This is a genomic window from Pseudanabaena sp. BC1403, assembly GCF_002914585.1.
Lineage (GTDB): Bacteria > Cyanobacteriota > Cyanobacteriia > Pseudanabaenales > Pseudanabaenaceae > Pseudanabaena.
On the sequence record NZ_PDDM01000015.1, the window covers coordinates 25,161 to 38,378 of the forward strand.

Consider the following 13,218-nt stretch of genomic DNA (forward strand, 5'->3'; position numbering starts at 1 on the left):
AAGATTACCGAAACGCGGCAATCTCTTAAAAATTTAGGAATAAAATAGGAGTAAAACAATGGCAAAACATAGTCGAACATGGTGGGGGCAAAAATTCATTAGCGCCCTCGAATCTTTCACCGATTCAGGTAGACTCCAACGCGGTCGCGCCTATTCGGGAGACAGTCGCATTCTTTATTTCGATATTACCAAAGGACTCGCCACGGCAACTATTCGCGGTAACGTCAATCCTTATTTTGGAGTCTATAAAGAGCCTCACTATGATACTGAAGTAAAAATGACCGCGATCGCAGCTAAGGACTGGACAAAAATCATTGCCAATATGTCCTCAAAGGCAAGTGTAGTCGCTAGATTATTGCTCAATGAAGTGCCTGAAAATATTGAAGATAGCTTTACCGCCGTTGGCAAACATCTATTACCCTATAGCAGCAAAGACTTTCATACGGAATGTACCTGTCCCGACTATTCCAATCCTTGCAAACATATTGCAGGGTTATGTTACCGACTTTCGGGTGAGATGGATCAAGATCCATTTCTGCTATTCGAGATGCGCGGCATATCTAAAGAAGATCTGCAAGCAGAACTAATCAAATCACCCCTCGGTAAAGCCCTCGCATCAGAATTAGGCGATCGCACTCTTGAACCAGAAGTAGCAACCTCTTACTTCACTAAACCTCAAACCGTAGCTATCAAAGAAACTCCTTCCCTCAAACAATTTTGGCAGGGACAAAAGCGCCTACCACAGGCAATTCCCTTTGCTACTCCTGCAAGTGTGTCAGCGATCGCTATCAAAAAACAAGGCGACAACCCGCCTTTTTGGCATAAGGATAGTTCATTTATCGAAACTATGGAGATACTTTACGATCGCGTAAAAAACAAAAACTCATCACTGTTATAGCTCCCAAAACTAATGTAGTGTGGGCTAGCTCACTACATTAGTTTTCGTTTTTATCACAGCCAAGATTAAAAAGTCGATCTGATTGTTGCCCAAATACTCGACCGATTCCAGTGCCCGTCATAATCAAAACATCCCTGTTAGTTAGGTGAATATCAACGGCATTAATATTAGATGGTTTAACATCTAAGGTCTTACCATTAATAAAACTAGAAACTCGCTTGCCATTACCAGTGAGCATCCATAGCTTGACTTCCTTATCATCTCCACCACTAGCTAAGTAGCAACCTTCTTCACTAAACGCCACCGATCGCACGGGCTTGCCATGATGAGCATTTTCCCATCCATCCAGCATTTCACAGGGGCGATCGCTTTGTAAACAGGTCTTCAAATCCCAAATAGCAATATATCCTTGATTATCTCCAGTCGCGAGCATATTCCGTTTGCGATCGGTAGCTGAGATGCTTTGGATATAATCATCCTGTCCACCAACTTTAGGATAGGGAATTACTTTTACGGTATCTTTAACCCAATTCCAAAGTACAAGTTGGTTATATCGACCTGCGATCGCCAAAGTACTGTCGTCTTGACCGACTAAAGCGATCGACGCAACCGCAAAATCAAATTTTTTGATTTGACTAGGCTGAGTTGGTGGGTTGGTGAACAAGTTTTGAAGATCCCAGCGTAAGACAGCGCCACTGCCATGACCACTAAATAGTGTTCGAGAATCAAGCGTATAAGCTAAGTCAAAAACTCGGTCATCTGCCTGATTGCTAAACGTTGCTAAAGGACTCTTACCAATATTGTCAGACTTCCAAATTTGAATTTCACCATTTTCCAATCCTGCCGCCACAAAATCGTTGTTAACTGGACGGAAACGAGCTACTCGAATAGCTTTTTGGGCTTCGCCAATAGATCCTAGATCTTGATTGACCCATGGCAAATAGAAACCATCTATAGCCCATTTACGCATTGTCCGATCGTTAGAACTACTAATCCCATATGTACCAGTACCATCAAACTGTACTGAAGTAACTGCACCTTTATGAGGAGGGAATGGATTGTTAGGATTAAGCCATGATAGCCACCAAATAAAGATTAACATCAGCACCATCAAAATCACAGCCAAAATAGTGGGAATTACTGGTTTAATAACCACTTCGACTGCTTGAATTTCATCAACTGTATTAACTCTAGGGTCTTGCCAATTAGCTTTAACAAATAAATTCAATTTCTGGACTTTAGCAAACCAAGATCGAGATTTATTGATTTCCAGACTTAGTTCTGTCTTACTGAACGGTTCAACGCTAGCTTCATTAGGAGAAATCTCAAAGGAAAAATCTGAATAATCACTAGTCTGAACATTTTCAATTTCAAAATCAATTTTTTGTGGCAGATTACTAGCATTATCAGCAATTAAAGTAAATATAGCAGGTGATGATTGCCAAAATTTCCACCACGATGTCCAATCTCGATTAGAGGGAATCGTTTGTTTTTTTGGTGAACAGAGAAATTCTAGAGAACCTTTGGGTAAAACTTCTAAAGTGCATTGAGATTCAGAGGAAGAGCCATTAGTATGCGAAACAGCAATAGTAAAATTATAAAGTTGAGAGATCGTGCCATGGTCAAAGGGGGGATTACATAAAAATGCGGTTTTGAATTTTGCCCCTGGTTTTAGTGGAAATTGCTGAATATTCCCTTTCGGTAGCCATGAATCAGGTAGACCAAGGCAGGTTAAGGTGACATTAGTATTCTGTTTACTGGGATTCCCAATCAAAATCGGAATTTCTATATTTTCGAGGGGAGTAGCTTGGATCTTGTAAAAAGGTGCATCTAAATCTAAGTGCGATCGCCCTGCACCTTCTTCCAAGATAATTCGCATTACAGCTCGATTTTCTTCTCGCAGTTCAATCGAAAAGGCTTTTACTGTAATATTCATAATGCCAGTGAAACCTGGGATCGGGGTTTCAATAATTGAAACCACAAATTCCACTAAGTCGCCTGGTGGAATCTTCACACTCACGTCAGGAGAAACTGTAAACCATTCATAGTCAATAGCTTGAGTATCTGCTCCTGCGGCAGCTATATCAATTTGAAAGCTGGCAAATTGATTGCTGTCATTAATGACAACTACTGGGAAAGAATTTTTTTCAGAACCAATTTTAAAATTTAGTTCTTTTTGAGGCATCTCTAAGCCAATCTGATTTGCTGACATCGCTGTGTGTTCCTTGTTTTCTCTGTTTGGGTATAGCGTTGAAATCATTTAAGAATTGCTTTCTGCGATCAAAAGCTTTAAGAGCTCCCCCTCAATCCCCATTTGCGCAGGGGGATTGAGGGGGAGCTAGACTGGGGTGCTCTACTTACTTCGAGCAGCTCGCGATCGACTCAGAATTGATTGCAATGAATTCTCCTGTCCCATTTGGGAAGCGATCGCCATCTTTTTGGCTTCATCCTTTTCTTCCCGTAGTTTACGAAGTTGACTCTTCATACCGTTTTGACGCTCAGCAATCGTACTTCCCATCTCTTGAAATACTCGTGCCATTTGTCCAAGTTCGTCCTTGCGTTGAGCAACTGAGTCTAGCTCTTCAGGATTAAAAGATTCTTCTTCGATTTCCTTTGCCGCAGTCATCAAATCTTTGATTGGACGCAATAACCATGCAGAGATAGCTAAACCAATCAAGATATTCAGCCCCAGCATAACCACAATAATAACTAGAGTGACTCGGTAATTGGCAGAAATCTCTTGCATAAATATCGATTTTGGCACAATAATTCCCACCGACCAATCTAGCTGTAAATCTTTATTCAATTTATAGGTGCTAACGATATATTTTTCGCCATTGAACTCAAATTCAACTACTTGTGAATCTTTAAGATTCCGAAATCCCCCAAACTGTTTTTGAATTGCCAAACCAGCATCCTGTAATCGGATATCTTTACTTTGCGAAACTTCAAGACGCTTAACTGTATCACCATTTTTCTCAAAGATTGGTGTTTCAGATGTAGCTGCTACTAAACTACCATCACCCTCAACTAAAAAATAATGCCATTGCTCCGAAGGACGAGTTTGGAGCATAAACTGCTTAATTTGTTTCAATGAGACATTAATTCCAACTACACCTTGAAGTCCCCCACTAGAATTATAGATCGGTGTGGCTTTGGTGGTAGTTAATTCGCCGTCAGTAGTACTGACAAAAATCGAACTCCAAATCGCCTTGCCAGATTGTTTAGCAGCAACATACCAAGGACGGTTTCGATGATCATAGTTTAGTTCAGTTTTGACTAGTTTACCCCGTACCCCTTTATTATTGAGTTCATAGGTCGGACGATTAGGACTGTCGTTGTCTTCTCGAATCCGTAATAAAAAGTTGGAGTCGCCATTGCGTTCAATGCCAACCATGGTTCCACTTTCATTGCCATAAAACAAAATATTTTGCGTATTCAGTTCTCTTAATTTATTAAATATATCTTTCTGAACTTGACTAATATCGTTCGGATTAATGCTGCCGTTGCTAAGGGCAATCGTCATTGCTTGGTTAACTTGTACCGACTCTTCTAGATAGGAAGTGATTTGTTGTTCAACGCGGAAATTCAAATTCTCAGCAAGTTGACGGGTGAGCTTTTGGACAGCGCGTTCACTACTTTGAAATGAAATCCAGCCTGTGATGCCGACAGCAACAGTAATTTGAATACTGAGAACGATGGGAACAACTTGTCGAATCGAAGCCATAATTATAGATAACCTTATTAAATAATTGTGAATGATTAGAGCTCTTAAGAGGTTTTGTCAACCATATTGGTGATGCGGCGCTGATCTGTTGCAGCTTGAGGAGCAAGTTGATTTTGGTATTGAGGATTTACTAGCATTGCATTATGCATTCCATACTGCTGAGTAGCGTAGTTAAGAATATTAATCCCCAATTCTTGACAATTACGAATGCTCTCTCTGGTCAAAGTAAGCTCTGACTGACCACTCCAGATAGATGATAGTTCGCCTAATATGACAATTACATTGCCATTTGTTAGTATTTGGATTGGTTGTTCTGCGATCGCAGCTAAGCTCGGAAAGAGAAATGGCTGGCTACGGAGAGGATGAGTGCGCTCTAAATCAGCAAAGGATCGCATTGGTGTTTCCATAGGAAGGGAACCACGCAAAGAACTAAGTAAACTTTCAGTAGAGGAGCTTACTTCGATCGCGATCGCATCTAACTCAGATTGAAGTTCTGCTTGAAGGCTAGATTGGTCAACCATATTTACATTTGGCTGACCATTAACAAATTGAGTTTGCATGGTTTTTCTCAATTTATTCTTAGCAGCCTCTAATTCATTCTGAATTTCCAATAGATTGGCTAGCTGACTATTCCGAATCGCCGCCTCAATCAAAATCACGCCACCGATCGCAGTGTATTCTCGTAAGGCTAATTGTGTAGATTCATTTATAGATATGGCTTGAGCATGGGTTAGGTAAACAAGATGGTAAGCGCTAAGATGATTTAGAGTTAGTTCGGCATTAATATCAAGGCTACTAATTGGCTCGATTAGTCTTAGACTAGGGGCTAGGCTGGGTAGAGATTGTCCAAGGGAATGGAAATGTTCTGGAATGACAATCTGTTGATTTTTCGGATTTTGATTTTTCGGGTTTTGAAAACAGGCGATCCGAATTGAGTTTTGTGGACGAATCTTGGCTTGCAATCGGTAGCGCATATCTAGTTGAGATGGGCTAGGCGAAAATACATCCGCAGGCTTCTGGACTGTTAATTGTCCTTCCACGATCGTAATTCGACAGATCTCAATATCTGTATCAAGGGGTAAGTCAGTCTTCTCATTGACTCGAAAGGTTTCTACCAGTATTTCATTGGCACTAGTTCGCTTAAGTTTAGCGGGATCAACATAACTAAGAACTAAATAAACGGTCTCAATTTCATTGTCGTAGGCAATTGTAGAAATCCGAAAATCGAGGGGCGTAGGCACAACAATAAAATTTCCTTGCAGATCGATCGCCATTCCTGGTTGGATCTGTACCCATCGTCCATCGCGAAACTTGGCTGGCAAATCCTCAGGTGCTGCGATCGGGGCAACGCCTAAACCGCAGATAATTCCTGGTAAAAATAGAGACTGATACTGTACATTTTGGCGATGCTGGTGATATTCGTGAGCGAGTCTCCATCGTTCACTATTAATCATCAAGCCATCAGATACCTGTAGCCGTTCAAAGGATTTGATTTCGGGATATGGAAAGTCGTTCATATGGTTTTATCAATGCAGTTTCAGTTTTAGGGTTAGGTTTGGCAACACTTCGTGTTGTCAAACCTAAATAATCTCTAGATCGTAAGTACAAAAAACAGGTTTCTCACGTTCGATAATCCTACGAATTAAAGGTAAATCAAGGCTATTTTGTAAATCGTTACGAATCCTCACTACAAAATGAAAAGGTCTACCACCGCCCGTTGAGGCATTGTTACCAAGAGTGGCTTCGCCAATTACAAAGCCTCTACCTATAATTTCAAAAATGCTAATGTGCTTTTCTAATTCAGGCAAATGTTCATCAAGTGGTAAACCTGTAAATAAATGGATATAAAAGCGTAGTCCTCTTCGAGTGCCCCGCCAACGATAGATCTGCATTGCTTGCTTGATCAAATACCGTTGTCGCTTAACCCCAAGAGTCGGCGCAGTGTCCCAGCCCACCCAATGGGCAAGAAACGGCAACATGGTTTCAGGAGCTAACATCGGATCAAGATAAGCCCAGAGAGTATCCAAAATTTGGACATCAGGTTCGAGCGTTTCTTCAAAGATTTTCAGCATCCTTCCGACAAAGTCAACTTCGCGGTAAGTATCAGGTAAGAAGTCTAGATATAGACTAGACGGACGGACATAAAGCTGAAATGTCTCAACAGCGAACAGTTCTAACCTTGGAGAAAATCCAGAGTCTGAGATGGAACTAGCATAACCACCATAAATCTGTAACTGTCCTTGATAGTTAATCGTGAGGGGCTGACCATTGACGATCGCTTCTTGATTCTCAAAAAAGTCCGCAGGAACTTGGAAATAGAGAACCGCTTCCATCTCTGCATAGGGTGGTAACTCATTGCCTTCCATGCCAATTTGGAGCCAATGGGTTGGGAAGTTCCCTTCTACGCGCAAGTTAGTCAGTAATGCTCGATTACTAGAATTTTTGAGCTTAACTACTATTTCGCTTGGCTCATTAGGATTAACTAGCAGTTTGCACTTAGATAGAGATCGCCCATTATCGAGGCTATTCGACTGTGATAGATTGCTCTGGGATCTATCCAAATTATCAGCACTCGCCAATGTCTCTTCATTAGCATCAGGAGACTTCATTGAAACTAGTTGAATACTTAGCGCTTGGAGTTTGCTTTTTGGAGTCATAGGAGTTGTGCTATCTAACTGACAATATTAATCACATGGCTAGAGCGCAACCTTGGGCTGCGCCAAGAACAAATCAAACCCAATGGGCCTGGATCAATCATCGGTTGCGGTGCAAGCCTTCGAGCCCATTCTCCATTTACATAGCGCAATTCAAAGAGTTGTACTGTACCTAAAAAGCGCACACCTTGAAAGTTTTGTAATAGTTTGACAATATCAGACGGATATACTGGACGACCAAACTCCCAACCCTGCCCATTAACTCCACCTGTAATCGGATTAAGAAAGCGATAGAGCATCACCTTGAGTTGTTGAACAATATCTTGCTGTACCTTTGGATTGCTGTAGGAAGATTCTAGGGCAATCTCAGTTTGGACACATACGCCCACATATTCAGGTTTCTCTAGTTGAATTTGTACACCTAGCATCTTGCGTTCATCAAGATAGGCTAATACGCGATCGCATAGTGGTGCGCTCAAGATGAACTGATCTGGGGTCATCCCTTGTCCTAGATCAATACTTTCAGTACTGACTCTTGGGACAGTTAGTAACCTGACAATTCCAGCATCTTCTTTACTCTTAGCTGGCGCACAGAGCACACGAGCTACAGCCCCATCGCCCGCGATCAGCGTCAGATATTCAAAATCCGTCTGGGTGATAGCGCGATTGCGAGTGCGCAGCATCTTAGGTACGCGGACTGCCACATCATCAAGGGACTCAGCATCCACGCCATTAGTCGCAGAAACATGGTTAGTTAAGCTTGCCACATAGGGAATGGCGCTCTTAGATATTCGCAAACTTCCGCGTTGCACATTGCCGCGAAACCCTCCACCCGTGCGATATTTCACCATTTGAATGATCGAACCTTTAGGCGGTACGGCTCCATATTGAGTCCCACTGCTCTTGGTATTCATCGCGATCGCCTTAGTCTGATCGGCAACAACCCTTTGCATCGGCTCACCCTGAATGCGCAAGCGTTGCAATGTATGCAAGCTCTGATAATTGGGCGTTTGTACGAAGGGCCCAAATTGAATGTTTCCAGAAGTAGAATCAATAATGTAATGTAGATCGCTTTCTGTGGATTCTGAGAAATCTGTAACTTCATGCCATATTTGTGGCAGTCCAACAGGTGGGGTGATTAGCAAATATTCATCAGCTTGGCGAGGTAATATTGGCTGATGCAGTAATTGAAATACTTGCCCTGATTTACCATTACTCTCACCCACAACTTCATTAGTTATTGCATTACATTGAGTTGCTTTGACCGTCCCACCGATCGCCCTTGCGCTCATACCAATAATATGAGGCGCTCGACTATAAGCTGCTTGATTAGGGGTTGGCTCTACGTAGCTACAGCGTAGCCACCGCCCCCGATAGGTAGAAAACTGTGTCACATCCCAAGAGAGTGGCAAATGAAAGATCACCTCTGCCCCCTGTAAAGGATTAGTGCCTTCATCGGCTAATTCGCTAAAGCTAAATCCCCTCGTGAGATCGTCACTTTCTTTTTGGAGTACAGGTTGCCATGCATTGCCATTCCATGCTTCCCAAAACCGAGGCGGATTATTAGGGTTAATCCCTGTAGTTGTAGCAGACTCTCCCTTTAACTTGAGGGCAATCACATTGCCATTAATTGGCTGCTCTCCATCAAAAACCACATAAAAGCAATTATTCGGTTGTGGCGGATCGCTAAACAGAGCTATTTCCTGTCCCGACCACCCTTCCTCGCGATCCTCTGTCCAAACATCTAAAAGAAGATCGCGCAGGAATTCAGGATTCTCTTCGACTCTAGGTGCAGCTAACAGGTTCAAAATTCTTGGATTGCCAATCACCAATGGTTCATCGGTACTGAAAATGATCGCATCTTCAGTTTCTGTCCGCAGTGTAGCGACCTCAATCCCCGCAGGAATCGTATAGGGCTCAGGCAAAGAAGCACTCAGATAAAAAGTTACTTCAGTCTGGGCGGGGGCTGGCGGTTGTAAGTGAATTCCCAGTAGTTCTAAAAAAGCAACATAATTGCGTCGCGGCACTTGGTTAAACCGCATTAACATCTGATCGGTTAGCCATGCAAATAGCTCGATCAGTGTTACCCCTGGATCGCTAGGATTGTAATTTGTCCATTCTGGACAGTAGCGCGGAATTCTGAGAAGACACTCATTCACCAATTCTGCAAAGGTGCGATCGTCAAGATCAGATTTTGGCAAATTGGGAAGAAAATCAAACTCTTTCGTCATTACACAATGCTCTTAGGTGAATTTGGCGATGATTAGATTTTACTAGCTATCTTTACCCTTCGCGGTTAAATACCAAATTATTTCAAAAAGTTGGTTCTGATTTTTTGAAATAGCGCAGCTTAGCTAAAAACTAAACCCAGCATACTGATTCGTCCGCTATACGGACGGCTCAGTATGCTGGGGGACGCACAACTGATTTTTTGTGGTACGGCAAAGCCGTATCACAAAAAATCTGGTTCTTTATACAAAAACACAAAGTGGCTACGCCACTTTGTGTTTTTAAAACCCTTACGGGGCTTGCTTTTTAAATTCACAAAAGTGTGACAACACTTCTGTGAATTGGTATTAATTGCCATTTGGGGGCAGTAAATAAAACGGATAAACCATGCTACGGCGATCATGGCTCTTTTTTATCTCGTAGAGAATTTTTAGATCTAAACGCCCTCTAATCGGATCAGGCTCTGCGTAAACTCCTGTAACCTTAATCCGAGGTTCCCATCTATTTAATGCTTCCTCAACATAGATTCTGGCTAGGAGAATCGTCTGCTGATTCATCGGCGCAAAAGTGAGATCCGAGAGTCTGCAACCAAAGTTTGGGCGATATACCCGTTCTCCTAATTTGGTGTTCAAAATTGACGAGATCGACTCCTGTAAATTGCGATCGCCACCGTCCGTTTTTAGTTCACCTTGAACATTAATCCGCAAAGGGAACGAAATGCCCCTACCCAGATAATCTTGTTCTAAATCACTCATAAATTTGTTTGGCTAAAAATGTCTTTACATATGGGGATATTATAAAAATTAAGTTCAGAGCTTATCCCCCAATTAGAACAGTCATTTCTGCTTTGCCCACAAAAGTAGTTATAGGTGTGGGTGGAGCATTGACATTGATCCCAACTACTTGAGAGGTAGTTCTCGCTGCGAAGCGTCCGCCGATTATGACCGTAAAAGAACCCATGACTATCGAGCCTACTACTAAATTACCAACAACGGCATCGCCAACACAGGCTGCGGGCATCCCTCCAATCAATACTGTAGGTGCTCCAGGCCCAATAATAGTATCATTTGTGACAGTCTTATCTGATAACCTTGCTGCTGGAAACATAAGAGATTAGGGATTGAGGAATGGATAAAGTTTGTGTAAAGCAGAAATGTCTAAAAGGATTAATGCGGTAACAATACTGCAAATATTAGCTATTAAATTTACAGCGCTTTGCGCTAAAAACCAAACCGAAATCGGTTTCATAATGAGAATTGCTGATTCTCTGCTATAAGTATTTGCGATCGCATAACTCATCTAATTAATCTTAACTAAAGTACCTTTAATTGTATTGATACCAAGAGCTTCTACATTGACCATTGGGGCTTCCATTTTGGCTGAAATAGTACCTTTTACTTGAACTTGGAGTCCATCGATGACTACGCCTGTGTTAGAAATCACTATTTTGTTAGCACCCACTTTAAGGGTAATGTTTGTGGTTGCAGTCAAGGTAATATTAGCCGCATTAATTGTTAAATCATTAGTCATACCAGTTGTCCCAGTTTTAACTGTAATGTTGCCTGTAGAAGTTAAGCTAATGACCTTGCTACTATCATCAGCCCGAAATTTGTGCCCGCCAGTAGTTTCTAATTCAGCAAACTTGGTACTATCATCTAGTCGCAGATTATGACCATCAATAGTATTGAGATAAACTCCCTTTTTGACGGTTCCTTTATCTTCTTCAACAAATTGCAATTGATGACCAACGCGAGTTTTAAAAGTCCGTAAGCGTACTTTCCCGCCTACAACACTGTCTGTGACCACAGTTGGGGGAGCATCAGTACCATTCCATACTCCACCAATCACATAGGGGCGGTGGATATCACCATGCTCAAAGGCTACTAAAACCTCATCATTTATTTCTGGCAAACAGTCAAAGCCCCTATTTTTACCTGCACCTGCACTCACGACTCTAGCCCAATTGCTCTCATGATCTTCTGTAAGTGTAGGAAACTTAACTCTAACTCGTCCCCATTTTTTAGGATCGTTATTATTGCTCACTATCCCCACTAACATCGTTTGCCCTGGCTGTAGATGAGGCTTCGATGACAACATCGAGAATAAACTACCCCCACGAAGGCCGCGCACACTGAAATGGGTAATGAACTTGCGCTCATGATACAAGTGGTGAGTTTCAGTAACATAGTAACTGCCACTATAGTTCCCGATACCAGTCAATTTTATTACTCTTCCAGGCCTAATATCAGGATTCCCTTCTCCCTTAGCATCCGCATTGACAAATTCACCGCCTAATTCATTACATAGTGACTGAGCCATTTTTTGGGCTTCACTAACACTAAAAACTGGTTGATCAACAACAATCATTTTCGGTGTGATACTAAATTTAGTGCTGGCTTGTTTACCTGTGCCGCTATCAGTTGTTGTAAGTACTGATCCTGTTGTTGCGGTAGAGACGATCGCTTTCTTTTGAACATAATCCCAACCTCTGACTTCAACAGAGCTGACCTGCTCAGAACTAGTAACACGCACTCGAAAACTATGAATATCTTCTAGCCATTTCAGCTCAAGAGTTTGGTCTTGACTTGGAGCGCGAAAGTTTAATTTTCCATCCTGAACATATAACTCAAAGCCATTACGAGCAGCTCGTTCTTGCAAAAACTCCATATTGGTCTGGTTTTCTTGAAAAGCATACTCATGGACAACAGTCGTCGCCGTGATTGTCCCAGCAGTAATGCCAGCTTCGACAATTATTTGGGAGACCATATCACTGTCTTTAACGTTTTGGAAAGAGCGATTAAAACGACCTCGATGTAAACGATGAGAGATGTCATACCCACGGACGATGATTGGAGCCTGAGATTTTTCGTTAAGCTCAGTTTCTATAGCGGTTATCTCACCTTCTAAGACATATCCAGTCTCCTCTTTTACAAAATCAGGATCTTCGGTAGTACTAGAAGTGAAACCTATTTTGATTTTTTTACCGATCGCAAATTGACTTTGGTGTTCCCAAGCTTTATCAGTACTTCCTGGGAAATAATCATTATTAACAATAATTGTGAACATTCCTGGTTGATGCAGACTTTCCTCAACAGATATTTGCAAAATATCGTTGAGCAAATCTTCTGAAGCATTAACTCCGTCAATTTGGAGCGAAGGTTTGGCTTTATATGTTGCTGGCATTGGTTTCTCTATTTAGCTTTGTGAATGGTTGAAAAATATTTTTTAGAGTTGAGTAGTATCGACTTCTTCGAGCGACATATCGACAACTGCGCGAACAGGTGTACCATCAGCCAAAAACATGGTTAGTTTATAGCTAACAGATTTGACAAAGCATTTTAGATATTGATTTTGACCCCATGCAAATACATATACTGGTGGTCGTTCTAGGGAACCTGTAAAGTCGGTGGCTTTAAGGATCGGGTCAATTAATGTCAGAACGCTTGTTCCTGCTTCATAAGTATCAAATACGAGATTGCTAAGCGAAAGGGAAACTGGATCTGGATAAGCAAAAGTGACTTTAGGGAGCCCTGAGTCAGTACGAGCGCCTGCTGATCGGTTGAGACTAACTGATCGGCTAAACTGAAGCTCAGTGGGGTTGAACTGAAAGTTTATGGCTTTTGCGCCTGCATCGGTGGTGGTGAGCATTGCTTTAACAATTGGGCCTGCGGTCATAAATATATCCTCATGATTTTTTTAGTAATTGTGTT

The 13,218-nt window shown here is 41.9% G+C and carries 10 protein-coding genes; 1 reads left to right on the forward strand and 9 read right to left on the reverse strand.

Features of this window, described 5'->3' with window-relative positions:
- The first annotated feature begins 58 nt into the window (after nt 1–58).
- Complete coding sequence (locus CQ839_RS14415; protein ID WP_103668988.1) at nt 59–898, forward strand: SWIM zinc finger family protein; 840 nt, start codon at nt 59–61, stop codon at nt 896–898.
- A gap of 37 nt (nt 899–935) precedes the next feature.
- On the opposite strand, the gene CQ839_RS14420 is transcribed toward CQ839_RS14415, so the two are convergent.
- From CQ839_RS14420 to CQ839_RS14465, 9 genes are all read right to left on the reverse strand, one after another.
- Nucleotides 936–3,110: a hypothetical protein gene (locus CQ839_RS14420; protein ID WP_181016205.1), complete on the reverse strand. Its 2,175-nt coding sequence runs from the start codon at nt 3,108–3,110 to the stop codon at nt 936–938.
- 141 nt (nt 3,111–3,251) lie between these two features.
- Nucleotides 3,252–4,625: a cache domain-containing protein gene (locus CQ839_RS14425; RefSeq protein ID WP_103668990.1), complete on the reverse strand. Its 1,374-nt coding sequence runs from the start codon at nt 4,623–4,625 to the stop codon at nt 3,252–3,254.
- Nucleotides 4,626–4,669: 44 nt separating this feature from the next.
- Nucleotides 4,670–6,142: a hypothetical protein gene (locus CQ839_RS14430; protein ID WP_103668991.1), complete on the reverse strand. Its 1,473-nt coding sequence runs from the start codon at nt 6,140–6,142 to the stop codon at nt 4,670–4,672.
- Between the two features lie 63 nt (nt 6,143–6,205).
- Complete coding sequence (locus CQ839_RS14435; RefSeq protein ID WP_103668992.1) at nt 6,206–7,282, reverse strand: phage tail protein; 1,077 nt, start codon at nt 7,280–7,282, stop codon at nt 6,206–6,208.
- A 14-nt stretch (nt 7,283–7,296) separates the two neighbouring features.
- A complete protein-coding gene (locus tag CQ839_RS14440) occupies nt 7,297–9,510 on the reverse strand; it encodes a putative baseplate assembly protein (RefSeq protein ID WP_103668993.1) in 2,214 nt (737 codons plus the stop codon).
- Nucleotides 9,511–9,855: 345 nt separating this feature from the next.
- The gene (locus CQ839_RS14445; RefSeq protein WP_103668994.1) at nt 9,856–10,263 is read right to left on the reverse strand and encodes a GPW/gp25 family protein; all 408 of its coding nucleotides are present in this window, start codon (nt 10,261–10,263) and stop codon (nt 9,856–9,858) included.
- Between the two features lie 61 nt (nt 10,264–10,324).
- Nucleotides 10,325–10,615 (reverse strand): PAAR domain-containing protein, encoded by a 291-nt coding sequence (locus tag CQ839_RS14450; protein WP_103668995.1) that lies wholly within the window; start codon nt 10,613–10,615, stop codon nt 10,325–10,327.
- A gap of 192 nt (nt 10,616–10,807) precedes the next feature.
- A complete protein-coding gene (locus CQ839_RS14460) occupies nt 10,808–12,691 on the reverse strand; it encodes a VgrG-related protein (RefSeq protein ID WP_103668997.1) in 1,884 nt (627 codons plus the stop codon).
- Between the two features lie 42 nt (nt 12,692–12,733).
- On the reverse strand, nt 12,734–13,183 hold the full coding sequence (locus CQ839_RS14465) for a hypothetical protein (protein ID WP_103668998.1): 450 nt from the start codon (nt 13,181–13,183) through the stop codon (nt 12,734–12,736).
- Between the last annotated feature and the right edge of the window lie 35 nt (nt 13,184–13,218).

Bases quoted from the DNA above. Each gene is read 5' to 3' on its own strand.
- CQ839_RS14415 (WP_103668988.1), top strand. From the start codon at position 59: ATGGCAAAACATAGTCGAACATGGTGGGGGCAAAAATTCATTAGCGCC.
- CQ839_RS14420 (WP_181016205.1), bottom strand. From the start codon at position 3,110: ATGTCAGCAAATCAGATTGGCTTAGAGATGCCTCAAAAAGAACTAAAT.
- CQ839_RS14425 (WP_103668990.1), bottom strand. From the start codon at position 4,625: ATGGCTTCGATTCGACAAGTTGTTCCCATCGTTCTCAGTATTCAAATT.
- CQ839_RS14430 (WP_103668991.1), bottom strand. From the start codon at position 6,142: ATGAACGACTTTCCATATCCCGAAATCAAATCCTTTGAACGGCTACAG.
- CQ839_RS14435 (WP_103668992.1), bottom strand. From the start codon at position 7,282: ATGACTCCAAAAAGCAAACTCCAAGCGCTAAGTATTCAACTAGTTTCA.
- CQ839_RS14440 (WP_103668993.1), bottom strand. From the start codon at position 9,510: ATGACGAAAGAGTTTGATTTTCTTCCCAATTTGCCAAAATCTGATCTT.
- CQ839_RS14445 (WP_103668994.1), bottom strand. From the start codon at position 10,263: ATGAGTGATTTAGAACAAGATTATCTGGGTAGGGGCATTTCGTTCCCT.
- CQ839_RS14450 (WP_103668995.1), bottom strand. From the start codon at position 10,615: ATGTTTCCAGCAGCAAGGTTATCAGATAAGACTGTCACAAATGATACT.
- CQ839_RS14460 (WP_103668997.1), bottom strand. From the start codon at position 12,691: ATGCCAGCAACATATAAAGCCAAACCTTCGCTCCAAATTGACGGAGTT.
- CQ839_RS14465 (WP_103668998.1), bottom strand. From the start codon at position 13,183: ATGACCGCAGGCCCAATTGTTAAAGCAATGCTCACCACCACCGATGCA.